The organism is Streptomyces sp. ATexAB-D23 (assembly GCF_000373645.1).
Lineage (GTDB): Bacteria > Actinomycetota > Actinomycetes > Streptomycetales > Streptomycetaceae > Streptomyces > Streptomyces castrisilvae.
Window position 1 is genome coordinate 43229 of record NZ_KB892007.1, and the last position, 21565, is coordinate 64793.

Here is a 21565-nt window from a genome sequence, read left to right on the forward strand (position 1 = left end):
TTGTCGAAACTACCCTGTGAATTTCCGGCATATCGGGCGGGGGTGGGGAGGTGGGTGTGAATTGACGCAACCCTGATACGGCGCCCCGGCTGTCACCGCTCGCACGTCAGTGCTCGATGATGTGCCCGTCGCTGAGCTCCAGCACCCGGTCGGCCAGCCCGAGCAGCTGGGCGTCGTGGGTGGCGACGAGTGCGGTGACGCCCTCGCTGTGGACGACGGCCCGCAGCAGCTCCATCACCGCGAGACCGGTCTCCGCGTCGAGCTGTCCGGTCGGCTCGTCGGCGATCAGCAGGGCGGGCCGGTTGGCCAGCGCGCGGGCGATGGCCACCCGCTGCTGCTGGCCGCCGGAGAGCTCGCCGGGGCGCTGGGCCGCGTGGTCGGCGAGCCCCACCAGGGACAGCAGCAGCGACACCCGCTCCTCGCGCTCCTTCGGGTCGGCCTTGCGCAGCCGCATCGGCACGCCGACGTTCTCCGCCGCCGTCAGGATCGGGATCAGGCCGAACGACTGGAAGATGAAGCCGACGCGGTCGCGGCGCAGCTCCAGCAGGCCGTTCTCGCCGAGCAAAGAGAGGTCGGTGCCGTCGACGGTGATCCGGCCGCCGTCGGGGCTGTCGAGGCCGCCGACGAGGTTGAGCAGGGTCGTCTTGCCGGAACCGGAGCGTCCCTTGAGGGCGACGAGTTCGCCGCGCGGCACGTCGAAGGAGACGCCGCGCAGCGCGTGTACGGCTCCGGCGCCCGAGCCGTAGGAGCGGTGCAGGTCCTCGATGCGGACCATGGGGCCGTCCGCGACGGCCGTGCCGCCCTGCCCGCCGGTGTTCGTGTCGGCGGTGTTCTCGGTCATGGCGCTCCCCCGTGGGTCCTCGGTGTGTCGGCCGCCAGTATGTGCAGGTGGCACGGGACCGGGCAATGCCCGGGTCCGGCCGCGGCGGCCGGACCCGGGCACGGCGTACCGGTCAGCGCGTCCCGGCACCGCCCATCAGACGCCGCAGCGCGAGGTTGAGTTCGAGGACGTTGACGCGGGGTTCCCCGATGAAGCCGAGGACGCGCCCGTCGGTGTGCTGCCCGACCAGCTCGGCGACCCGCTCGGCCGCGAGGTGGTTGCGGGCCGCGACGCGGCGGACCTGGAGGTGGGCGTAGGCCGGGGAGATGTCGGGGTCGAGTCCGGAGCCGGAGGAGGTGACGGCGTCGGCGGGGACCTGGGAAGGGCTGACGGGGTGGCCGGGGACGGAGTTGTCCTTGACCACGGCGTCCTTGGCGGCGGTGACCCGCTCGATGAGGTCCGCGTTGTCGCCGGAGAGGTTGCTCGCGCCGGAGACGAGCAGCGTGTAACGGGTGTTGAGGCTGTTGGCGCCGAGCCCTTCGGAGGGGCGCGGCTGGAACCACTTGAGGTCGGGGGCGGCGACCTCCTGCCCCTTCTTGAGGGGCAGGTCGTAGCGCTGGCCGATGAGCGTGGAGCCGACGACCTTGCCGTTGGAGCTGATCTCGGAGCCGTTGGCGCGGCCGGGCATGAACGCCTGGGCGACGGCCGTGACGGCGAGCGGGTAGATGACGCCGCACACCAGGGTGAGGACGAGCAGGGCGCGCAGGGCGGCCCAGAGCTGCCGGGCGGGGTTGCGTACGGACTGGTTCATGGCGGGTCAGCCGATTCCGGGGACGAGGGAGAGGAGCAGGTCGATGAGCTTGATGCCGGCGAACGGGGCGATCAGTCCGCCGATGCCGTAGACGGCGAGATTGCGCCGGAGCATGGACGCGGCGCCGCCCGGCCGGTAGCGGACGCCCCTGAGGGCGAGCGGGACGAGCGCGACGATGATCAGCGCGTTGAAGATCACGGCGGCGAGGATCGCGGACCTGGGCGACGACAGGTCCATGATGTTGAGCGTGTCCAGGCCCGGATGGACCGCGGCGAACATCGCGGGGATGATCGCGAAGTACTTGGCGACATCGTTGGCCAGCGAGAACGTGGTCAGCGCCCCGCGCGTGATCAGCAACTGCTTGCCGATCTCCACGATCTCGATCAGTTTCGTCGGGTCGGAGTCCAGGTCCACCATGTTCCCGGCCTCCTTGGCGGCCGAGGTCCCGGTGTTCATGGCCACGCCGACATCGGCCTGGGCGAGCGCCGGAGCGTCGTTGGTGCCGTCGCCGGTCATCGCGACGAGTCCGCCGCCCGACTGCTCCCGCTTGATGAGGGCCATCTTGTCCTCGGGCGTGGCCTCGGCGAGGAAGTCGTCCACGCCCGCCTCCTGGGCGATGGCCTTCGCGGTCAGCGGGTTGTCGCCGGTGATCATGACCGTACGAATGCCCATCCGGCGCAGTTCGGCGAACCGTTCGGGCATGCCTTCCTTGACGACGTCCTTGAGGTGGACGACGCCCAGGAGCCGCGCCCCGCTTCCGTCGTCCACGGCCACCAGCAGTGGGGTGCCGCCCGCGCCGGCGATGCGGTCGGTGAGCGCGCGGGCCTCGTCCGGGACGCTGCCGCCGCGTTCCCTCACCCAGGCGAGGACCGATCCGGCGGCGCCCTTGCGGACCGCGCGTCCTTCGGTGTCCACGCCCGACATCCGGGTGCGGGCGGTGAAGGCGACCCAGGTGGCACCGGGCAGCTCGCCCGCGTGGCGTTCGCGCAGCCCGTAGCGCTCCCTGGCGAGGACAGTCACGGACCGGCCCTCGGGTGTCCCGTCGGCCAGCGAGGCGAGCTGGGCGGCGTCCGCGAGCTCGGCCTCGGTGACCCCGGGCAGGGGCAGCAGTCCGGTGGCGCGGCGGTTGCCGAGGGTGATGGTGCCGGTCTTGTCGAGCAGCAGCGTCGAGACGTCACCGGCGGCCTCGACGGCCCGCCCGGACATGGCGAGGACGTTGCGCTGGACGAGCCGGTCCATGCCCGCGATGCCGATCGCGGAGAGCAGCGCGCCGATGGTGGTCGGGATCAGGCAGACCAGCAGGGCGGTCAGCACGATCATGGACTGCTCGGCGCCCGCGTGGACGGCGAAGGGCTGGAGGGTGACGACGGCGAGCAGGAAGACGACGGTGAGGGACGCCAGCAGGATGTTCAGGGCGATCTCGTTGGGCGTCTTCTGCCGGGCGGCGCCCTCCACCAGGGCGATCATCCGGTCGATGAAGGTCTCGCCGGGCTTGGTGGTGATCCGGACGACGATCCGGTCGGAGAGCACCCTCGTACCGCCGGTGACCGCGCTGCGGTCGCCGCCCGACTCGCGGATGACGGGGGCCGACTCGCCCGTGATCGCGGACTCGTCGATGCCTGCCACGCCTTCGACGACGTCTCCGTCGCCGGGGACGAGGTCGCCGGCCTCGCAGACCACGAGATCGCCGACGCGCAGGTCGGTGCCCGCGACCCGCTCCTCTCGCGCGCCGGTCAGCCGGCGGGCGACGGTGTCCGTCTTCGCCCGGCGCAGCGTATCGGCCTGGGCCTTGCCGCGGCCCTCGGCGACCGCCTCCGCGAGGTTGGCGAAGACGGTGGTCAGCCACAGCCAGCCGGTGATCGCCCAGCCGAACCAGTCGCCCGGGTCCCGCACGGCGAGCACGGTGGTGAATACGGAACCCGCCAGCACCACGAACATGACCGGTGTCCTGGCCATCACCCGCGGGTCGAGCCTGCGCAGGGCCACGGGGAGCGCGGCGGTCAGGGTCTTCGGGGCGAACAGCCCGATGCCGGTGCGCCGCCGGGGCGCGGTGGTGGGCATGGGGCGCTCCTGTCGCGTACGAGTGGTCATGACGCCAGTCCCTCGGCGAGCGGGCCCAGGGCGAGGGCCGGGAAGTAGGTGAGGCCGGCGATGACCACGACGGCGGCGGCCAGCAGCCCGCTGAACAGCGGTGTGTGCGTGGCGAGGGTGCCGGAGGTGGCCGGTACGGGCCGCTGCTCGGCCAGCGAGCCGGCCAGGGCCAGGACGAAGACCATGGGCAGGAACCGGCCCAGCAGCATCGCGAGCCCGATCGTGGTGTTGAACCACGGGGTGTCCGCGTTGAGCCCGGCGAAGGCCGAGCCGTTGTTGTTGGCGCCGGAGGTGTAGGCGTAGAGGATCTCGGAGAAGCCGTGCGCGCCCGTGTTGGTCATCGACGCGGGCGGGGTGGGCAGCGCGAGGGCGACGGCGGTGAAGCCGAGCACCAGGGCGGGGGTGACCAGGAGGTAGCAGGCGGCGAGCTTGATCTCGCGGGCGCCGATCTTCTTGCCCAGGTATTCGGGCGTGCGGCCGACCATCAGACCGGCGACGAACACCGCGATGACCGCCATGATCAGCATCCCGTAGAGCCCGGAGCCGACGCCGCCCGGCGCGATCTCGCCGAGCTGCATGCCGAGCAGGGTGATGCCGCCGCCCAGGCCGGTGAACGAGGAGTGGGAGGAGTTCACCGCCCCGGTCGAGGTGAGGGTGGTGGCGACCGCGAACAGGGACGAGCCCCCGACTCCGAACCGGGTCTCCTTGCCCTCCGTCGCCCCGCCCGCGATCTCGAAGGCGGGCCCGTGGTGGGCGGACTCGGTCCACATCATCAGCGCGCTGAAGCCGATCCAGAGGACGAGGGTCGTCGCGAGGATCGCGTATCCCTGCCGGACCGAGCCCGTCATGCGGCCGAAGGTGCGGGTCAGGGCGAAGGGGATGACGAGGATCAGGAAGATCTCGAAGAGGTTGGACAGGCCGTTGGGGTTCTCGAAGGGGTGGGCGGAGTTGGCGTTGAAGTATCCGCCGCCGTTGGTGCCCAGCTCCTTGATCGCCTCCTGCGAGGCGACCGCGCCGCCGTTCCACTGCTGCGGCCCGCCGGTGAACCGGCCGACCTCATGGATGCCGGAGAAGTTCTGCACGGCCCCGCAGGCGACCAGCACGAGCGCGCCGACGACCGAGAGGGGCAGCAGGATGCGCACGGTGCCGCGCACCAGGTCGGCCCAGAAGTTGCCGAGTTCCCCGGTGCGGTGGGCGGCGAAACCTCGTACGAGGGCCACCGCGACGGCCATGCCGACGGCGGCGGAGACGAAGTTCTGCACCGCGAGGCCGCCGGTCTGTACGACGTGCCCCATGGTCTGCTCACCGGCGTACGACTGCCAGTTGGTGTTGGCGACGAACGAGGCGGCCGTGTTGAACGCCTGGTCCGGGCTGATCGAGGAGAAGCCGAGCGAGCCGGGCAGGGCGCCCTGGAGCCGCTGGAGCAGGTAGAGGAAGAGGACGCCGACGGCGGAGAACGCGAGGACGCCCCGCAGATAGGCGGCCCGGCGCATCTGTGCGCCGGGGTCGGCGCCGATCGCCCGGTAGATCCACGTCTCGGCCCGCAGGTGGCGGGGCGAGGTGTAGACGCGGGCCATGTGGTCGCCGAGGGGGCGGTAGGCCAGTCCCAGCGCTACGAAGAGCGCGAGGAACTGGAGCATGCCGGAGAGGACGGGGCTCATGTCGGCTCAGAACCTCTCCGGGAAGAGGAGGGCGAGTACGAGGTAGCCCAGCAGGGCGGCGGCCACGACGAGGCCGGCCACGTTGTCCGCGGTCACAGCTTCGCCACCGCCCCGGCGACGAGTGCCACCAGCGCGAAGACCGCGATCGTGGTGACGACGAAGGCCAGATCGGCCATCGGGTGCTCCTGGATGAGGTGTCGATGGATCGGACCTCTTGAGCAAACCGCCTGCCGGAACCGCTGTGACCTGCGTTGATGTCTTCCATACGCGAAGGAGCGCGGCTTTGACGACGCCTGTACGCCCCCGATACGCGCCCTGTACGCGCCCTGTACGCGCTGGAGCCGCGCAAAAGCCGGTGGGCCGCACCCCGGGAAGGGGTACGGCCCACCGGCCGGTGTCCGCGGGTGCGGGTCAGCGCACCTCGGTGATCTCGGGGCCGCGCTGGAGCTGGCCCATGCCACCGGAGAACTTCGAGCCCTCCTGCTCCTCCTGCTGGACGCCCTCGGGGACCATCTGGGCGTCGTTGGGGAGCTTGAGGACGATCGGGTCGCGGGGGGCCATCGGGCCCTCGCCGCGGACGACCACGGTGTCCCGGAAGACCGTCTCCAGGAGACCTGCGGCCTCCGGCTGCACGGCGCCCTGGCCGGAGATCACTCCGCGCAGGAACCAGCGCGGGCCGTCGACGCCGACGAAGCGCACCAGCTGCACGCCGTTCGTCCCGTCGGGAAGCTGTACGGGGACCTGCGCGCGCAGCTCCCAGCCCAGCGGGCCCTCGACCTCGTCGATGATGCCGCCCTGCTGGGTGATGCCGGAGGCGATCTCCTCGCGGACCTCGCCCCAGATGCCCTCCTTCTTGGGGGCGGCGAAGGCCTGGAGCTGGATCGCGCTGTCGCGCAGCACGACGGTGGCGGCGACGATCGCGTCGCCCGCGACCTCCACCCGCAGCTCCATGCCCTCGACGCCGGGCACGAAGACGCCGCCCAGGTCGACCCGGCCCTCGCCGGGCTGGGACACCTCGCTGATGTCCCACGGGCCGTCCGGGCGCGGCGCCGGCGGAAGGTTCGTCCGGCGCGATCCGCCCTCGGCGTCACCCTGCTCGTCGACGACCTGCTCGGCCTCGCGCGCCTCGTCCGCCGTGTCATCGGCGGCATCACTGTTCTTGCGACGTCCGAACACGTCACTGTCCTTCCCGGTCGGATTCGACCGAAGCGTAGCTGTTCCCGTCCTGGGGAACCCCGCCCCGGACGCCATCAACATCAACGGCGGCATGGCCGCCGGTGGACCCGAAGCCCCCTTCGGCCCGCGCCGAGCCGGGAAGCTCCGACACTTCGTGGAAGCGCACCTTCTCGACCTGCTGCACGACCAGTTGGGCAATCCGGTCGAACCGCTCGAACCGCACGGACTCGCGCGGGTCGAGATTGATGACGATCACCTTGATCTCTCCACGGTACCCGGCATCGACCGTCCCCGGGGCATTCACGAGGGCCACTCCGCAGCGGGCGGCGAGGCCGGATCGTGGGTGCACGAACGCGGCGTACCCGTCGGGCAGGGCGATCGAAACCCCGGTGGGCAGCACGGCCCGCTCGCCCGGCGCCAGCTCGGCCGCCTCGGTCGTCACGAGGTCGGCCCCGGCGTCTCCGGGGTGCCCGTAGGCCGGAAGGGGAACGTCCGGGTCGACCCGGCGGATCAGCACGTCGACAGGGTGGCGCATCAGGGGTTCACCTCGAAGGCACGGGCCCGCTTGACCTGGTCGGGGTCGGCCATCGCGGCCCGGATCTCGGCCGGCCGGCCGTTCTCGATGAAGTGGTCGACCTTGACTTCGATGAACAGGGCATCGGCGCGTACCGCCACGGGCCCGTCCGGGCCCCCGATCCGGCCGGTCGCCCGGGAGTAGATCTTGCGGCCGTGCACGGCGGTGATCTCGGCGTCGAGGAACAGCACGGTGTCGACGGGGACGGGGCGGACGAAGTCGGTCTCCAGCCGTCCGGTCACCGCGATCGCCCGCAGCAGCCAGTTCAGCGAGCCGAGCGTCTCGTCCAGCGCGGTGGCCAGCACACCGCCGTGCGCCAGGCCGGGGGCGCCCTGGTGGGCGGCCTTCACGGTGAACTCGGCGGTCACGCAGACCCCCTCGCCGGCCCGCGCCTGGAGGTGCAGTCCGTGCGGCTGTCCGCCGCCGCAGCCGAAACAGTGCTCGTAGTGTGCGCCGAGGAGTTCGCCGGGGGCCGGGGCGTCGGGGTGCCGGACCGGTTTCACCGCGTCGGCCGGGGGCGTCAGAGCCGCAGATGTTCCACTCACAGGCGCAGACCTTACCCGCGCGGGTACCCGCCGGTCGCGCCGTGCCAAGCTTGGAGCCATGCAGCCTTCCACACCGCCCTTCGACGAACGTCTCACCGCCCCCCGTTCGTGGTGGCTGATCGCCGTCCTGATCGGCATCGCGTGCGCGCTGATGCTGCTGCCGCTGGGCACTCTGCCGCTGCTCGCCGGTCTCGCGGGCGGCACGGTCCTGTCGGCGGTCGCGGTGAGCTCGTACGGCTCCGCCCGTGTCCGGGTGGTGGCGGGTGCGCTCGTCGCCGGGGACGCGCGGATTCCGGTGTCGGCCCTCGGCCGCGCCGAGGCGCTGGACGCCGAGGAGGCGCGGGCCTGGCGCACGTACAAGGCGGACACCCGTGCCTTCATGCTGCTGCGCAGCTACATCCCGACGGCGGTGCGCGTGGAGGTCACCGACCCCGAGGACCCGACTCCGTACGTCTATCTGTCGACCCGCGACCCGCGGGCACTGGTGGCCGCGCTGAACGCGGCGGTCCCGGCGTAGTCCCTAAGGGCTGTCCCGCAATTCCTGGCGGGACAGCCCTTAGGACCTTTTGCCGGGCGGCTGTTCCAGCGGGGGCAGCTCGGGGAGGCGGTCCCAGGGGACCTGCTTCTTGCGCAGGTCCTTCCTGATGTGCCCGGCGAGCTTCCTGGTGTCGCGCCGGTTCATCACCGCGCCTACCGTGGCGCCGATCAGGAACGGGATGAGGTTCGGCAGGTCGCGCGCCGTGCGCTTCATGATCTGCCGGCGCAGCTCGCGCTTCATATGACCGCCCAGCGCCGCGTCGAGCGTGACGGGCTGCAGGACGTCGATGCCGCGTTCCTCCGTCCAGGAGGTGAGGTAGGCGGTGGAGCGCCGGCCGACGCCGCCCGGTGGCCGCAGGCCGTAGACCTCGTGCAGTTCGGCGACGAGCTTCAGCTCGATCGCGGCGACGCCGGTCAGGTCCGCGGTCAGCTCGGCGAGCATGGCGGGGGGTACGGGCATCATGGCCGCCGCGCCGATTCCGGCGCCGACGGTGGCGCTCGCGCGGCTCGCGCCGGTGACCAGGCGGTCGGCGATCTCCTCCGGCCCGAGGCCGGGAAACTGTTCGCGCAGGGTGGCGAGGTCGCGCACAGGGACGCGGGGAGCGATGGCGATGATCAGGTCCGCGATACGGCCGATCGTCGCCCTGGCGCTCTCCCCGCCCTTGCGAACGCCCCGTTTCACTGAATTCAGACGGCCTGCCCCGGTCACGGGCTCCGTCCTGTCGACCTGTTCGGCCCCATCGGCCGTGTCGACTCCGGCAGCCTCGCGGACTGCCTCGGCTGCTACTTCCGCTGCTTCGAGCGAGGCCGCCAGGCCCCGCTCGTCGTCCTGTCCGTCCGGCGAGGGTGGCAGGGCGGACCGCTCGGCAGGTGCTGTCGCACCTTCTGCCGGGCCTGTACCGCCCTGTTGCGCCTCCGACGACTTCTTGCCCCAGGGGCGCCGCTTACGGAAGGGTGTGTCCCCTGCCACGGCCGACCGGACCTCAGTCGCAGTCGCGGCAGATCGGCTGACCGTTCTTCTCGCGGGCCAGCTGACTGCGGTGGTGGACGAGGAAGCAGCTCATGCAGGTGAACTCATCGGCCTGCTTGGGCAGGACCCGTACGGCCAGCTCCTCGTTGGACAGGTCTGCGCCGGGCAGCTCCAGTCCTTCTGCGGCGTCGAACTCGTCGACGTCGACGGCGGACGCCGTCTTGTCGCTCCGACGCGCCTTCAGCTCTTCAAGGCTGTCCTGATCGACGTCGTCGTCGGTCTTTCGTGGGGTGTCGTAATCCGTTGCCATGTCGCTCTCCCCCTCTGGGTGTCTGCGGGTGTCTCAGCGCACGTAACGCGTGAGAGGCCGGACTTGTGCCCGACCTGAGGCGGAGATTTTGCCTCACATCAAGGTCTGTTACTCAATCGACACCCAAAAGGACCGCTCCGGAGTGATCAGCTTGGGTGGCGTTGGGGACCGTACACGGTCCCGGCGGCGGCCTTCGCAGGCGCCACCCCGTGTACTTCCCGTGATGACGACCCCCGGAAACCCGGCGTTTCGCCGGGTTTCCGATGGGTTCCCTGGTCACGGAACGTGGACAGGGCGATATTCGCTTCTGTGATCGATCACACATGGACTTTCCGGGATCAGGTCCCGAAAATTCCGCTCAAAGCGAACAAAAAATAATCGTTGCGGGAGCGGCTCGCTCCGCCCGTCACACGGGCAGTGAGACACGCATCACAAGACCACCGCCTTCGCGGGGCTCGGCGATGATACGGCCTCCGTGGGCGCGCGCGACGGACCGCGCGATCGACAGGCCGAGCCCGACCCCCTTGTCGCTGCCCGTGCGCTCGGTACGCAGCCGTCTGAAGGGCTCGAAGAGGTTGTCGATCTCGTAGGCGGGCACCACGGGACCGGTGTTCGAGACGACGAGCACCGCCTGACCCGGCAGAAGCTCCGTGCTCACCTCCACCCAGCCGTCCTCCGCCACGTTGTAGCGCACGGCGTTCTGTACGAGGTTGAGCGCGATGCGCTCCAGCAGGACGCCGTTGCCCTGGACGACCGCCGGGGCCAGCGCCACGTGCACCTCCACGCCCTTGGCCTCGGCCTCCCCGCGCGCCTGGTCGACGGCGCGCGAGGCGACCTCGGCGAGGTCGACGGGTTTGCGCTCGACGATCTGGTTGTCGCTGCGGGCGAGCAGCAGCAGGCCCTCGACCAGCTGCTCGCTGCGCTCGTTGGTGGCCAGCAGGGTCTTGCCGAGCTGCTGGAGCTCGGGAGGTGCCTGTGGGTCGGAGAGGTGGACCTCCAGCAGCGTGCGGTTGATGGCCAGCGGGGTGCGCAGCTCGTGCGAGGCGTTCCCGACGAACCGCTGCTGCGCGGTGAAGGCCCGCTCCAGGCGGTCCAGCATGTCGTCGAAGGTGTCGGACAGCTCCTTCAGCTCGTCGTCCGGGCCGTCCAGCTCGATCCGCCTGGACAGGTCCGTACCGGCCACCCGGCGGGCGATGCGGGTGATCCGGCCCAGCGGTGAGAGCACCCGGCCCGCCATCCCGTAACCGAAGGCGAAGGCGATGACGCTCAGGCCCACCAGGGCCAGCAGCGAGCGGTTGAGCAGCGTGTCCAGGGCCTGCTGGCGCTGGTGGTTGACGCAGGAGTTCATCGCCGCGTTCACCGCGCTGGGTGAGCTGCCCTGCTTCAGCAGGTCGCAGACGTCGCTGGACACGTACCCGTCGACGATCTTGAACGGCAGCTCGCTGCCCACGTGCAGGGCCTGGGCGGCCAGCATGTAGATGATCGACAGCAGCAGGATGCCCGCGATCAGGAACATGCCGCCGTACAGCAGGGTGAGCCGTATCCGGATGGTAGGGCGCAGCCAGGGGTAGGCGGGCTCCTGCTGCTTGGGCTCCCAGGTGGGTTTGGGGGGCGCCCCCATGGGCGGCGGTACGGCGGGCACCGGGCTCAGATCCGGTAGCCGGAGCCGGGCACGGTGACGATCACCGGGGGCTCGCCGAGTTTGCGGCGCAGGGTCATGACGGTGACCCGGACGACGTTGGTGAACGGGTCGGTGTTCTCGTCCCAGGCCTTCTCCAGGAGCTGCTCGGCCGAGACGACCGCCCCCTCGCTGCGCATCAGGACCTCCAGGACGGCGAACTCCTTGGGCGCCAGCTGGACCTCCTGGTCGCCCCGGAACACCTCGCGTCGGTTGGGGTCGAGCTTGATGCCGGCCCGCTCCAGGACCGGCGGCAGGGCGACGGTCGTACGGCGGCCGAGCGCCCGGACCCGGGCGGTCAGCTCGCTGAAGGCGAAGGGCTTGGGCAGATAGTCGTCGGCTCCCAGCTCAAGCCCCTCCACGCGGTCGCTGACGTCCCCGGAGGCGGTGAGCATGAGCACCCGGGTGGGCATGCCCAGCTCGACGATCCGGCGGCACACGTCGTCGCCGTGGACCAGGGGGAGGTCGCGGTCCAGCACCACGACGTCGTAGTCGTTGACCTCGATGCGCTCCAGGGCCGCGGCACCGTCGTACACGACATCGACGGCCATGGCCTCGCGGCGCAATCCGGTGGCCACCGCATCGGCGAGCAGCTGCTCGTCCTCCACGACGAGTACGCGCACGGCGCTTCCTTCCCTAGAACTTCGCAAGCGGTCTTCACCACGGGCCTCACGGCGTCCGGAACGGACCGGCCGCCGGTGCCGCGGGCGTGCCCCGGCACACCCCGTGCGGCTCCATCCTGCCCGGAACGCGTATAAACCGGCGGTAAGACGGTACGGTCCGACCTGCGGCTTCAAGGAAACAACGGGATTTTTGGGCCAGTTGAGGTTTCTCTGAGGTTCGAGCGGGGGAGGACGCATTCACACCCCGCGATCACGTCTTTTATGTGGCGTGCCACAGGCCCCTCCGTCCCCGGAGAGTGCGTGATCACCCGCCCTACCGCCTCGGCGGAGGGAAATCCGGGCACACCCCCGTGCCACCGACCCACGATGAGGGGGCGCTTCATGGACGCTTTCACCGCAGGTCTGCTGCAACGCATCAGGACCACCGAGTCCGATCTCACGAAAGCACGCGAGACGGGCGACGATTTCCTCGCGGACGTCGAGCAGAGCGAACTCGACGACCTTCATCGCCTCGCCGCCGAGCACGGTGTTCAGATCAGCACGGCGACGAACGCCTGAACCGTCGCGAGAGGGCCCCGGGACCGCCGCAGGGCGGCCACGGGGCCCTCTTCATGCCCGTCCCCACCGGGAGGCGGCCAGGGCCTCCTGGCGGGCGTGGCCCAGTCAGTCGTGCCAGGCGCCCAGCTCCTCCAGGAGGGTCTGGAGGGGTTCGAAGACACCGGGGGACGCGGCCACCATCAGCTCCCCGTCGCCGGGGCGGCCGGGACGTCCGCCGGTCAGGGCGCCCGCCTCCCGGGCGATGAGGTCGCCGGCGGCCAGGTCCCACGGGTGCAGGCCGCGCTCGTAGTAGCCGTCGAGCCGGCCCGCGGCCACGTCGCAGAGGTCGATCGCGGCCGAGCCGCCGCGCCGGATGTCCCGCAGGCCGGGGATCAGCCTGCGCGCCACCTCGGCCTGGTGCGCCCGGACGTCCGCGACGTAGTTGAAGCCGGTCGACACGAGGGCCTCGGCGAGCGGCGCGGCGGGGCGGCAGCGCAGCCGGACGGGGGTGTCGCCGTGGATCCCGCCGGTGACGTACGCGCCGCCGCCGAGTACCGCGTGGTACGTCTCCTGGCGCATCGGGGCCGCCACCACCCCGGCGACCCGCTCGCCGTGCAGTTCCACGCCGATGGAGACGGCCCAGGTGGGCAGCCCGTAGAGGTAGTTCACCGTGCCGTCGAGCGGGTCGATGACCCAGCGCACGCCACTCCTGCCCTCGGTGGTCGATCCCTCCTCGCCGAGGAAGCCGTCGTAGGGGCGGCGCTCGGCCAGGAATCCGGTGATCAGCTTCTCGGCGGCGATGTCCATCTCGGTGACGACGTCCACCGGGCTGGACTTGGTCGCGGCCACGCCCAGCCGGGCGGGGCGCCCGTCGCGCAGCAGCCGGCCGGCGAGCTCGGCGGCCTCCAGGGCGAGATCGAGCAGGGTGTGCGACACGTCGGGGTCGGTCACGGCGCTCCCAAAGGGGTGAGAAGGGCGGGGTCGGTCGGGCGGCTGCTACGCGTACGGACTGTCGGCGCCCGCGGCGGCGGGCTTGGGCGTCCTGGCCGGGCAGCAGCCCACCGGGCACAGGTCGTGGCTCGCGCCGAGCGTTCCGAGCGCGCACGGCCGCGGCGGGCGGCCCCGCTCGGTGGCGGCCCGTTCGAGGACTAGGTCGCGCACGGCCGCGGCGAACCTCGGATCGGCGCCGACCGTCGCGGACCGGCGGACCGGCAGGCCCAGCTCGGCGGCCTTGGCGGTGGCCTCGGTGTCGAGGTCGTACAGGACCTCCATGTGGTCCGAGACGAAGCCGATGGGCGCCATCACCACGGCGGGGACGCCCTCGCCGTGGAGCGATTCGAGGTGGTCGCAGATGTCGGGTTCCAGCCAGGGGATGTGCGGGGCCCCGCTGCGCGACTGGTAGACGAGCCGCCAGGGGTACTCGACACCGGTCCGCTCGCGCACCGCGTCGACGATCAGGCGGGCGACGTCCAGATGCTCGGCGACATAGGCGCCGCCGTCGCCGTGCGCCTCGACGGGGCCCGAGGTGTCGGCGGCCGAGAGGGGGATGGAGTGCGTGGTGAAGGCCAGGTGCGCCCCCGTACGCACGTCGTCGGGCAGGTCCGCCAGCGAGGCGAGCACACCCTCCACCATGGGCTCGACGAAGCCGGGGTGGTTGAAGTAGTGCCGCAGTTTGTCCACGCGAGGCAGGGGAAGACCCTCGGCCTCCAGGGCGGCCAGCGACTCGGCGAGGTTCTCGCGGTACTGCCGGCAGCCGGAGTAGGAGGCGTAGGCGCTGGTCGCCAGGACGGCGATGCGGCGGTGGCCGTCGGTGACCATCTCGCGCAGCGTGTCGGTGAGGTAGGGGGCCCAGTTGCGGTTGCCCCAGTAGACCGGCAGACCGAGCCCGTGCTCGGAGAAGTCCTTGCGCAGCGCGTCGAGCAGGGCCCTGTTCTGGGCGTTGATCGGACTGACGCCCCCGAACAGGAAGTAGTGCTTGCCGACCTCCTTGAGCCGCTCCTCGGGGATTCCCCGGCCGCGGGTCACGTTCGCGAGGAACGGGACCACGTCGTCCGGGCCTTCGGGGCCTCCGAAGGAGAGCAGCAGCAGGGCGTCGTAGGGGGCGGGATCGCGCAGATCGGACATGGCATCGATCCTGCCACCCGTGCCGGGAGCCGGTCCCACCGACATCCGGACCGGAGCATCCGGCCGGGCCCCGCCGGGCGTGCGGCGGGTGCCGGAAGGGTGTGCGGGGGCCGTGAGTATGATCCCCCTCCAACCGGCCGGTAACCCGTCGTTCCGTCCGGGGGCACCACCGGCCCTGGGCCGGTTCCTAGGGAAGGGCGCGGGGAAGATGACCGAGACCTACGCACGGACGGCGACGAGCCCGTGGCGCAACTGGGCGGGGAATGTCACCGCCCGCCCGGCACGGACCGTGTCCCCCGCTTCCGTGGACGAACTGGCCGAGGCGCTGCGCAGGGCGTCCCAGGACGGGCTGCGGGTGAAGCCGGCCGGCACCGGCCACTCCTTCACGGCGGCCGCGGCCACCGACGGGCTGCTGATCCGGCCCGACCTGCTGACGGGCATCCGCGCGATCGACCGCACGGCGATGACGGTGACGGTCGAGGCCGGAACCCCGCTGAAGCGGCTCAACGCCGCGCTGGCCCGCGAGGGCCTCTCGCTCACCAACATGGGCGACATCATGGAGCAGACGGTGGCCGGGGCCACCTCCACCGGCACGCACGGCACCGGCCGCGACTCGGCGTCCATATCGGCGCAGATACGCGCCCTGGAGCTGGTCACCGCGGACGGCACGGTGCTGACCTGCTCGGAGACCGAGAACGCCGACGTGTTCGCGGTCGCCCGGATCGGGCTCGGCGCGCTGGGCGTCATCACGGCGATCACCTTCGCCGTGGAACCGGTCTTCCTGCTGACCGCCCGCGAGGAACCGATGGCCTTCGACAAGGTCACGGCGGAATTCGACCAGTTGGTGACCGAGAACGAGCACTTCGAGTTCTACTGGTTCCCGCACACCGGGAACTGCAACACCAAGCGCAACAACCGGAGTGCGGGCCCGGCGGCCCCGCCCGGGAAGCTCAGCGGCTGGATCGACGACGAGCTGCTGTCCAACGGCGTCTTCCAGGTGGCCTGCTCGCTCGGCCGGGCGGTGCCCGCCACGATCCCCTCGATCGCCAAGCTCTCCAGCCGGGCCCTGTCCGCGCGTACGTACACCGACATCCCGTACAAGGTGTTCACCAGCCCGCGCCGGGTGCGGTTCGTGGAGATGGAGTACGCGCTGCCGCGTGAGGCCGCCGTCGAGGCGCTGCGGGAGGTCCGGGCGATGGTCGACCGCTCGCCGCTGCGGGTCAGCTTCCCCGTGGAGGTGCGCACCGCTCCGGCCGACGACATCGCGCTCTCCACGGCCTCGGGCCGGGAGAGCGCGTACATCGCCGTCCATCTGTACCGGGGCACGCCCTACCAGGCGTACTTCACGGCGGTCGAGCGGATCATGACCGCGCACGGCGGCCGCCCGCACTGGGGAAAGATCAATACGCGTGACGCCGCGTACCTCTCGGGGGTGTACCCGCGCTTCGGCGAGTTCACGGCCGTACGGGACCGGCTGGACCCGGACCGCCTGTTCGCCAACGACTACCTGCGCCGGGTCCTGGGCGACTGACCGGCGGGCCGGGGCTCACTCCCCCGCGTCGGTGCCGCCCGGCGCGGGCGCGCCGTCCGTGGCCGTGGGGCCGGGCGTCGCGTCCTGCCCGTCGTCCGTGGTGCCCGGGGTGGGCGTGGGCGACGGCTGGACGCCGCTGCCCGCCGGGTCGGACGGGGTGGGTGTGGGCGTCGGGCCCTGCGTGGAGCTGTCGTCCCGGTCCTGCCGCGGGCCGGTGGTGCCGTGCTCGTCGCCCCGGTCATCGGTGCCAGGGGTCGCCGTGCTGTCGTCCCGGGCCGGGTCCGTGGGGCCGGCGCCGTGCTCCGGGACGTCCTTGGTGCCGGAGGGCGCCGGAGTGGCCGGTCCCGGGTGGTTCTCGCCGCGTACGACGGAGCCGACCGTGGTGCCCCGGCCGCCGCTCAGGTCGTTGCCGGAGATCAGCTCGAACGTGGTGATGCCCGCCATCGAGACCACGAACACCGCCGCGGCGCCGATCGCCGAACGCTTCCAGCCGCGCACCCGGGTGCCGTGCGTGGTCGCCTCCGAGAACGCGTCGTCGGCCCCGGGGGCGGCCGGCACCTGACGCAGGACGGTGGTGGCGTCCGGCGCGGGAAGGGCGGTCGTCCCCTCTACATGCCGCAGCACGGTCGTCTCGTCACTGTCCACGCGGCGCAGGACCGTGGTGGCGTCGTCCACCGCTCCCAGCAGGACGGTCTCGTCCGCAGGCGTCTCGCCGCCGGCCGGGGCCTGCTGCCGTACGGTCGTCCGTCGGGTGTGGACCGTCACCTCACGGCCCGGGTGCGTCACCTGAACGGTGACCTCGCGTATCTGCTCACCCGTACGGCGGAAGAAGTGCTGGAACACCGAGCCGCCGCAGGTGGCCACGATGCTCATGACTCCGGCCCCCGCGATGGTTCCGTACACGCCCAGCTGGGAAGCCGCCACGGCCGCCGCCACCGCCGCGACCGCACTGCCCGCGACCTGGGGCAAGCTCAGATCGATCCGCCTCTCCTTGGGTTCTATGTCACTTTCCGGCTTCTGCACCATTTCCAGCCCTTGATTGACATCTCTCCCACCATGCACCAACTAGGGACATGCGAACGAAGCCGAAAGTTCCGGTTGCGTGGATTGTGTGAAGCACGACACGGATCAGGGACGATCGGCGTTCGGAGGGGTAGGTCAACTCCCGCACCCGAGGAGAACTTCGACGGCGCGGCGGTCCACCCACATGGCCCGAATGGAGTACTGTGGCGAGCCCTGGGGCCGGACTCCCGCGTGGGTGTCCGGAACCTTCGGGAGGGGGCCGAAGGAGGCACTCGATCCGGCGGCGCACGGCATCACACGGCGGCCTGCTACACGGAGTGACCATCGGTCACTTTGCGTTGCGCACGGGCTACCGTGTCATACCGGCGAGCGCGGGCTCACGCCCGACACGCCGGGCAACACGGCAATGTTGTGGCAGGCTGCACCCGGGCAGGCCACACTCGACTAGCGGAAGCAGCGACGCACGTGACGTCGGCAGGCACCACCCGGGAGGTCCCCATGCCCGAACTGCGTGTCGTGGCCGTCTCCAACGACGGCACACGACTGGTGCTCAAGGCTGCGGACAGCACGGAGTACACGCTTCCGATCGACGAGCGGCTGCGAGCCGCCGTGCGCAACGACCGCGCCCGGCTCGGCCAGATCGAGATCGAGGTGGAGAGCCACCTCCGCCCCCGCGACATCCAGGCCCGGATACGAGCCGGCGCCTCCGCGGAGGAGGTCGCCCAGTTCGCCGGAATCCCCGTCGACCGTGTCCGCCGCTTCGAGGGCCCCGTGCTCGCGGAGCGCGCCTTCATGGCCGAGCGGGCCCGGAAGACTCCCGTGCGCCGTCCCGGCGAGAACACCGGCCCCCAGCTCGGCGAGGCGGTGCAGGAGCGGCTGCTGCTGCGCGGCGCCGACAAGGAAACCGTCCAGTGGGACTCGTGGCGCCGCGACGACGGCACCTGGGAGGTCCTCCTGGTGTACCGGGTCGCAGGTGAGCCGCACTCGGCGAGCTGGACGTACGACCCGCCGCGCCGGCTGGTCCAGGCCGTCGACGACGAGGCGCGTTCGCTGATCGGCGAGACGGACGAGGTCGCGGCGCCTGAGCCCAGCTTCCCGTTCGTCCCCCGGATCGCCCGGCTGCCGCGCGACCGGCCACTGGACCGCGCGCTGGACCGGCAGATCGAGCGCCCGGCCCCGCCGCCTCCCCCCGAGCCCGAGGAGCGCGTCGGCGGGGTGACGGCCAGCGAGCGCGATTCGCTCACCAGCCTGCTGGAGGCGGTCCCCAGCTTCCGCGGTGACATGGTCGTACCGGAACGGCCGTCGCCGCCCGAGCCCCCGGCCATCGAGCCGGCCGCGCAGGAGCCGGAGGCCGAGGAGCCGCCGGCCGCATCGGCGGGCGCGGGCTCCGCGTACGCGGACGTCCTGATGCCGCGCGCGGTCGCCGGCCACCGCGACCGGCTGACCGGGACGACGGACCGGCAGGCGGAGGCGGACGGGGTCCGCCCCGGGCGCCGGGCAGCGGTGCCGAGCTGGGACGAGATCGTCTTCGGCACACGCCGCAAGAAGCAGGACTGAGAAGGTCCAGGCAGCATGACGGGGGCCCTCGCGCAGTTACGCAAGGGCCCCCGTGCGCCGTACCGGCGCAACCGGCCGCGCCGGTTCTGCGGCGAGGTCCCGTTACTGGGGATCGGGCCCGGTCGCGACGGGGCGCGACGCGTCGCCGGACCACTGAGACCAGGAGCCCGCGTAGAGCGCGGCCCGGTGCCCGGCGAGCTCCAGCGCCAGCACCTGCTGGGCCGCGGAGACACCCGAGCCGCAGTAGACGCCCACCCCGGTGGTGCCGTCACCGGCGCCCAGCCCGGCAAACCGGGCGGCCAGGCGCTCGGGGCTCAGAAGGCGCCCGTCCGCGTCCACGTTCTCCCCGGTCGGGGCCGAGACCGCGCCCGGAATGTGCCCGCCGACCCGGTCGATCGGCTCCACATCGCCCCGGTAGCGCTCGGCCGCCCGCGCGTCGAGCAGCAGGCCCGAGCGGGCCAGAGCTGCGGCGCCGTCCGCGTCGAGCAGCGGCAGCGCCCCGGGCGCCGGCACGAAGTCGCCCTCCACGGGGTGGGGCGTCTCCTTCGACAACTCCCCCGTCCAGGCGGCGAGACCCCCGTCCAGCACCCGCACGTCGCGGTGCCCCGCCCAGCGCAGCAGCCACCAGGCACGGGCCGCCGCCCAGCCCTGCCCTCCGTCGTAGACGACGACCGGAGTGTCCTTTCCGACCCCGGCACGGCGCATCACGGCGCCGAAATCCGCCGGGTCGGGCAGCGGGTGACGGCCGCCGTCCCCCGGCGGAGCGGCGAGCTCCGTGTCGAGGTCGACGAAGACCGCGCCGGGGATGTGCGCCGCCTCGTAGTCGGACCGGCCGTGCGGCCCGCCGAGCTGCCAACGTACGTCCAGGAGCACCGGCGGACGTGGCCCCGCCAGTTCGCTCACACATTCGGATGCGGAGATGATGGGCTTCATGCGTGCCATCCTCGCGCAGGCGCCCGGCCGCCCGGAACAACGGCCGAGCCGCCATACCCCGACAAACCGGGCCACCTGCACCGAGATCCCGGAGAAGACGGCGCGGCCGGAGCGCATCGCGTGCCCGGTGGTGTCAACATCTGCACGGGGCGTACACGACCCGCACCGCACCACGGCGCGGCTGCCCCGTTCCCCCGTACGGCCACCACGATGGTCCGAGGAGAGTGACGATGACCGAGGCTGCCGCTCGGCGTACACCCGGAACACCTTGCTGGGTGAGCCTGATCGTGCACGGCCTGCGCACGACCCAGAACTTCTACGCCGAGCTGTTCGGCTGGGAGTTCGGCCCCGGCCCCGAGCAGCTCGGCCCGTACGTGCGGGCACTGATCGACGGGAAGGAGGTCGCGGGCATCGGCCAGCTGCCGCCCGACCGGCACCTCCCGATCGCCTGGACGACCTATCTGGCCACCGACGACGCCGATCTGACGGCTGAGTCGATCCGCGCCTGCGGCGGCACGGTCGGTGTCGGGCCGCTGGACGCGGGTGAGGCGGGCCGGATGGCCATCGCGTCCGATCCGAGCGGCGCCGTCTTCGGGATCTGGCAGGCGGCCGCGCATCTGGGCACCTCGCTGGCCGGGGCGCCCGGCACCCCCGTCTGGAACGAACTGGTGACCCGGGAGACCTCCTCGGTCGCCAAGTTCTACCAGGCGGTCTTCGGCTACGAGTCCAAGGCCGTCGTCTCGGCGGACTTCGACTATCAGACCCTGCACATCGAAGGCCGTCCGGTGGCCTCGCTGCACGGAGTCGGTCATGCGCTGCTGCGCGACCGGGGCCCGCACTGGATGACGTACTTCGAAGTCGCCGACACCGACGACGCCGCCCGTCAGGTGGCGGAGCTCGGCGGGCAGGTCCTGAGCCCTCCGCGCGAGAGTCCGAGCGGGAGAGTGGCGACGGTCGCGGACCCGGAGGGCGCGGTGTTCACGATCCAGCGGTCGGCGGAGAGCTGACGGCGCTCCGCACCCGGAGCCAGGGCGCCGGCCCCGGTCGCGTACCGAGCCGGGTCAGTGCGGCGTGGACCTAGGGCCTGTCCGGCGGATCTCTGCGGGCCCGCGGCGTCTGGCACGCACTCTCGCCGCACGCCCGGATCACCCGAGTACGTCCGGTACGAGGGCGATCCGGGCGCACGCCGAGGAGTGGGGTCTCCCCTGTTCGAGCGGAGCCGAGAACTCGGGGATGCACCGGACGCCGCGGGCTGATCCACGAAGATCCGCCGGACAGGCCCTGGCCGATCTCGTCGCGCGCGTCGGCGCCGGTTGCCCGCTGCGGGCGGCCGGCTGAGGGATGGGCCGTGCCGGGGTCAGGCGGAGGACACCGGCAGGACGTCCGGGGAGAGCGCGCCCGCCTGTGTGGACGCCGCGGTCGCCCGGCGGCGGTGGTGGCGGCGGCAGAGCACCTCGTAACCGACCTCGCCCGCCGGGCGGTTCACATCGCCGACGACGACCTGCGCGCCCTCGACGACCATGTCGCCGTCTACGGTCCGCGCGTTGTGGGTGGCGCGGGCGCCGCACCAGCACAGGGCCTCCACCTGGAGCGCCTCTATCCGGTCGGCCAGCTCGACCAGCCGCTGCGAGCCGGGGAACAGCCTGGTGCGGAAGTCCGTCGTGATGCCGAACGCGAAGACGTCCATCTCCAGGTCGTCCACAACCCGGGCCAGCTGATCGATCTGGTCGGGCGCCAGGAACTGCGCCTCGTCCACGATCACGTAGTCGACCCGGGCGCCCTTGGACAGCTGGGCGACCAGATACGCGTAGAGGTCCATGCCCTCGTCCGCCTCGACCGCCTCCGTCACCAGGCCCAGCCGGGAGGACAGCTTCCCCTCCCCCGCCCGGTCGTCCCGGGTGAAGATCACGCCCTGAAGCCCCCTGGCCGAGCGGTTGTGGCCGATCTGGAGGGCCAGCGTGCTCTTTCCGCAGTCCATCGTTCCGGAGAAGAACACAAGCTCGGGCATGAGGGGTTGAGCACCTTTCGGAACGGGCGGGGAGAGCGGCGGGACACAACGGCAGG

Annotated in this window: 22 protein-coding genes; 5 read left to right on the top strand and 17 right to left on the bottom strand. The window is 71.8% G+C overall.

Annotated elements, in window-relative coordinates:
• Nucleotides 1–106: 106 nt before the first annotated feature.
• The 8 genes from B082_RS0108885 to B082_RS0108925 all read right to left on the bottom strand — a co-directional run bounded on the left by B082_RS0108885 (nucleotide 107) and on the right by B082_RS0108925 (nucleotide 7678).
• Nucleotides 107–841 (bottom strand): ABC transporter ATP-binding protein, encoded by a 735-nt coding sequence (locus tag B082_RS0108885; protein WP_018551457.1) that lies wholly within the window; start codon nucleotides 839–841, stop codon nucleotides 107–109.
• Nucleotides 842–953: 112 nt separating this feature from the next.
• On the bottom strand, nucleotides 954–1631 hold the full coding sequence (locus tag B082_RS0108890) for a potassium-transporting ATPase subunit C (RefSeq protein ID WP_018551458.1): 678 nt from the start codon (nucleotides 1629–1631) through the stop codon (nucleotides 954–956).
• Nucleotides 1632–1637: 6 nt separating this feature from the next.
• Entirely contained in the window at nucleotides 1638–3692 is a 2055-nt protein-coding gene (kdpB, locus tag B082_RS0108895; RefSeq protein ID WP_018551459.1) for a potassium-transporting ATPase subunit KdpB, read from the bottom strand.
• Nucleotides 3693–3718: 26 nt separating this feature from the next.
• Complete coding sequence (gene kdpA / locus B082_RS0108900; protein ID WP_018551460.1) at nucleotides 3719–5383, bottom strand: potassium-transporting ATPase subunit KdpA; 1665 nt, start codon at nucleotides 5381–5383, stop codon at nucleotides 3719–3721.
• 6 nt (nucleotides 5384–5389) lie between these two features.
• A complete protein-coding gene (gene kdpF / locus B082_RS37585; RefSeq protein ID WP_018520580.1) occupies nucleotides 5390–5479 on the bottom strand; it encodes a K(+)-transporting ATPase subunit F in 90 nt (29 codons plus the stop codon).
• Nucleotides 5480–5794: 315 nt separating this feature from the next.
• The gene (locus B082_RS0108915) at nucleotides 5795–6559 is read right to left on the bottom strand and encodes a DUF3710 domain-containing protein (protein ID WP_018551462.1); all 765 of its coding nucleotides are present in this window, start codon (nucleotides 6557–6559) and stop codon (nucleotides 5795–5797) included.
• 1 nt (nucleotide 6560) lies between these two features.
• Nucleotides 6561–7094, bottom strand: coding sequence for a dUTP diphosphatase (dut, locus tag B082_RS0108920; protein ID WP_018551463.1), 534 nt, complete (start codon nucleotides 7092–7094; stop codon nucleotides 6561–6563).
• Nucleotides 7094–7678 carry a PaaI family thioesterase gene (locus B082_RS0108925; RefSeq protein ID WP_026249571.1) on the bottom strand — a complete coding sequence of 195 codons (585 nt, stop codon included), beginning with the start codon at nucleotides 7676–7678 and terminating at the stop codon, nucleotides 7094–7096. Before B082_RS0108925 ends, dut begins: the two co-directional genes overlap by 1 nt.
• Before the next feature lie 58 nt (nucleotides 7679–7736).
• Between B082_RS0108925 and B082_RS0108930 the strand changes: the two genes are divergently transcribed.
• A complete protein-coding gene (locus B082_RS0108930; RefSeq protein ID WP_018551465.1) occupies nucleotides 7737–8195 on the top strand; it encodes a DUF3093 domain-containing protein in 459 nt (152 codons plus the stop codon).
• A 39-nt stretch (nucleotides 8196–8234) separates the two neighbouring features.
• On the opposite strand, the gene B082_RS35835 is transcribed toward B082_RS0108930, so the two are convergent.
• The 4 genes from B082_RS35835 to B082_RS0108950 form a co-directional block, all read right to left on the bottom strand.
• Nucleotides 8235–9185, bottom strand: a complete 951-nt coding sequence (locus tag B082_RS35835) for a hypothetical protein (RefSeq protein WP_026249572.1) — start codon at nucleotides 9183–9185, stop codon at nucleotides 8235–8237.
• A 13-nt stretch (nucleotides 9186–9198) separates the two neighbouring features.
• Nucleotides 9199–9495, bottom strand: a complete 297-nt coding sequence (locus B082_RS0108940) for a DUF4193 domain-containing protein (protein WP_003965732.1) — start codon at nucleotides 9493–9495, stop codon at nucleotides 9199–9201.
• A 406-nt stretch (nucleotides 9496–9901) separates the two neighbouring features.
• Complete coding sequence (locus tag B082_RS0108945) at nucleotides 9902–11116, bottom strand: sensor histidine kinase (protein WP_018551467.1); 1215 nt, start codon at nucleotides 11114–11116, stop codon at nucleotides 9902–9904.
• Nucleotides 11117–11142: 26 nt separating this feature from the next.
• Nucleotides 11143–11796, bottom strand: a complete 654-nt coding sequence (locus tag B082_RS0108950) for a response regulator transcription factor (RefSeq protein ID WP_018551468.1) — start codon at nucleotides 11794–11796, stop codon at nucleotides 11143–11145.
• A 381-nt stretch (nucleotides 11797–12177) separates the two neighbouring features.
• Between B082_RS0108950 and B082_RS39435 the strand changes: the two genes are divergently transcribed.
• Nucleotides 12178–12354 carry a hypothetical protein gene (locus B082_RS39435; RefSeq protein ID WP_168712273.1) on the top strand — a complete coding sequence of 59 codons (177 nt, stop codon included), beginning with the start codon at nucleotides 12178–12180 and terminating at the stop codon, nucleotides 12352–12354.
• A gap of 105 nt (nucleotides 12355–12459) precedes the next feature.
• Here B082_RS39435 and B082_RS0108960 read toward each other — a convergent pair whose 3' ends face one another.
• Nucleotides 12460–13284, bottom strand: coding sequence for an inositol monophosphatase family protein (locus B082_RS0108960; RefSeq protein WP_018551470.1), 825 nt, complete (start codon nucleotides 13282–13284; stop codon nucleotides 12460–12462).
• Nucleotides 13285–13329: 45 nt separating this feature from the next.
• A complete protein-coding gene (locus tag B082_RS0108965) occupies nucleotides 13330–14457 on the bottom strand; it encodes a ferrochelatase (protein WP_018551471.1) in 1128 nt (375 codons plus the stop codon).
• A 208-nt stretch (nucleotides 14458–14665) separates the two neighbouring features.
• On the opposite strand from B082_RS0108965, the gene B082_RS0108970 reads away from it, so the two are divergent.
• Nucleotides 14666–15988 (top strand): D-arabinono-1,4-lactone oxidase, encoded by a 1323-nt coding sequence (locus B082_RS0108970; protein ID WP_018551472.1) that lies wholly within the window; start codon nucleotides 14666–14668, stop codon nucleotides 15986–15988.
• A 15-nt stretch (nucleotides 15989–16003) separates the two neighbouring features.
• Here B082_RS0108970 and B082_RS0108975 read toward each other — a convergent pair whose 3' ends face one another.
• Nucleotides 16004–17014 (bottom strand): hypothetical protein, encoded by a 1011-nt coding sequence (locus B082_RS0108975; RefSeq protein WP_018551473.1) that lies wholly within the window; start codon nucleotides 17012–17014, stop codon nucleotides 16004–16006.
• Between the two features lie 495 nt (nucleotides 17015–17509).
• Between B082_RS0108975 and sepH the strand changes: the two genes are divergently transcribed.
• Nucleotides 17510–18568 carry a septation protein SepH gene (gene sepH / locus B082_RS0108980; protein ID WP_018551474.1) on the top strand — a complete coding sequence of 353 codons (1059 nt, stop codon included), beginning with the start codon at nucleotides 17510–17512 and terminating at the stop codon, nucleotides 18566–18568.
• A gap of 102 nt (nucleotides 18569–18670) precedes the next feature.
• Here sepH and B082_RS0108985 read toward each other — a convergent pair whose 3' ends face one another.
• Entirely contained in the window at nucleotides 18671–19501 is an 831-nt protein-coding gene (locus B082_RS0108985; RefSeq protein ID WP_018551475.1) for a sulfurtransferase, read from the bottom strand.
• Between the two features lie 230 nt (nucleotides 19502–19731).
• Between B082_RS0108985 and B082_RS0108990 the strand changes: the two genes are divergently transcribed.
• A complete protein-coding gene (locus tag B082_RS0108990) occupies nucleotides 19732–20508 on the top strand; it encodes a VOC family protein (protein ID WP_026249574.1) in 777 nt (258 codons plus the stop codon).
• Nucleotides 20509–20858: 350 nt separating this feature from the next.
• Here the strand turns inward: B082_RS0108990 and B082_RS0108995 are convergent, their stop codons facing one another.
• The gene (locus B082_RS0108995) at nucleotides 20859–21509 is read right to left on the bottom strand and encodes a thymidine kinase (RefSeq protein WP_018551477.1); all 651 of its coding nucleotides are present in this window, start codon (nucleotides 21507–21509) and stop codon (nucleotides 20859–20861) included.
• Between the last annotated feature and the right edge of the window lie 56 nt (nucleotides 21510–21565).

Excerpts from the sequence above, each read along its gene's own strand:
- B082_RS0108945 (WP_018551467.1), bottom strand. The coding sequence starts at position 11,116 with ATGGGGGCGCCCCCCAAACCCACCTGGGAGCCCAAGCAGCAGGAGCCC.
- B082_RS0108975 (WP_018551473.1), bottom strand. The coding sequence starts at position 17,014 with ATGGTGCAGAAGCCGGAAAGTGACATAGAACCCAAGGAGAGGCGGATC.
- B082_RS0108940 (WP_003965732.1), bottom strand. The coding sequence starts at position 9,495 with ATGGCAACGGATTACGACACCCCACGAAAGACCGACGACGACGTCGAT.
- B082_RS0108995 (WP_018551477.1), bottom strand. The coding sequence starts at position 21,509 with ATGCCCGAGCTTGTGTTCTTCTCCGGAACGATGGACTGCGGAAAGAGC.
- dut (WP_018551463.1), bottom strand. The coding sequence starts at position 7,094 with ATGCGCCACCCTGTCGACGTGCTGATCCGCCGGGTCGACCCGGACGTT.
- B082_RS0108990 (WP_026249574.1), top strand. The coding sequence starts at position 19,732 with ATGACCGAGGCTGCCGCTCGGCGTACACCCGGAACACCTTGCTGGGTG.
- kdpA (WP_018551460.1), bottom strand. The coding sequence starts at position 5,383 with ATGAGCCCCGTCCTCTCCGGCATGCTCCAGTTCCTCGCGCTCTTCGTA.
- kdpB (WP_018551459.1), bottom strand. The coding sequence starts at position 3,692 with ATGCCCACCACCGCGCCCCGGCGGCGCACCGGCATCGGGCTGTTCGCC.
- sepH (WP_018551474.1), top strand. The coding sequence starts at position 17,510 with ATGCCCGAACTGCGTGTCGTGGCCGTCTCCAACGACGGCACACGACTG.
- B082_RS0108970 (WP_018551472.1), top strand. The coding sequence starts at position 14,666 with ATGACCGAGACCTACGCACGGACGGCGACGAGCCCGTGGCGCAACTGG.
- B082_RS0108965 (WP_018551471.1), bottom strand. The coding sequence starts at position 14,457 with ATGTCCGATCTGCGCGATCCCGCCCCCTACGACGCCCTGCTGCTGCTC.
- B082_RS0108985 (WP_018551475.1), bottom strand. The coding sequence starts at position 19,501 with ATGAAGCCCATCATCTCCGCATCCGAATGTGTGAGCGAACTGGCGGGG.
- B082_RS0108885 (WP_018551457.1), bottom strand. The coding sequence starts at position 841 with ATGACCGAGAACACCGCCGACACGAACACCGGCGGGCAGGGCGGCACG.
- B082_RS0108930 (WP_018551465.1), top strand. The coding sequence starts at position 7,737 with ATGCAGCCTTCCACACCGCCCTTCGACGAACGTCTCACCGCCCCCCGT.
- B082_RS0108890 (WP_018551458.1), bottom strand. The coding sequence starts at position 1,631 with ATGAACCAGTCCGTACGCAACCCCGCCCGGCAGCTCTGGGCCGCCCTG.
- B082_RS39435 (WP_168712273.1), top strand. The coding sequence starts at position 12,178 with ATGGACGCTTTCACCGCAGGTCTGCTGCAACGCATCAGGACCACCGAG.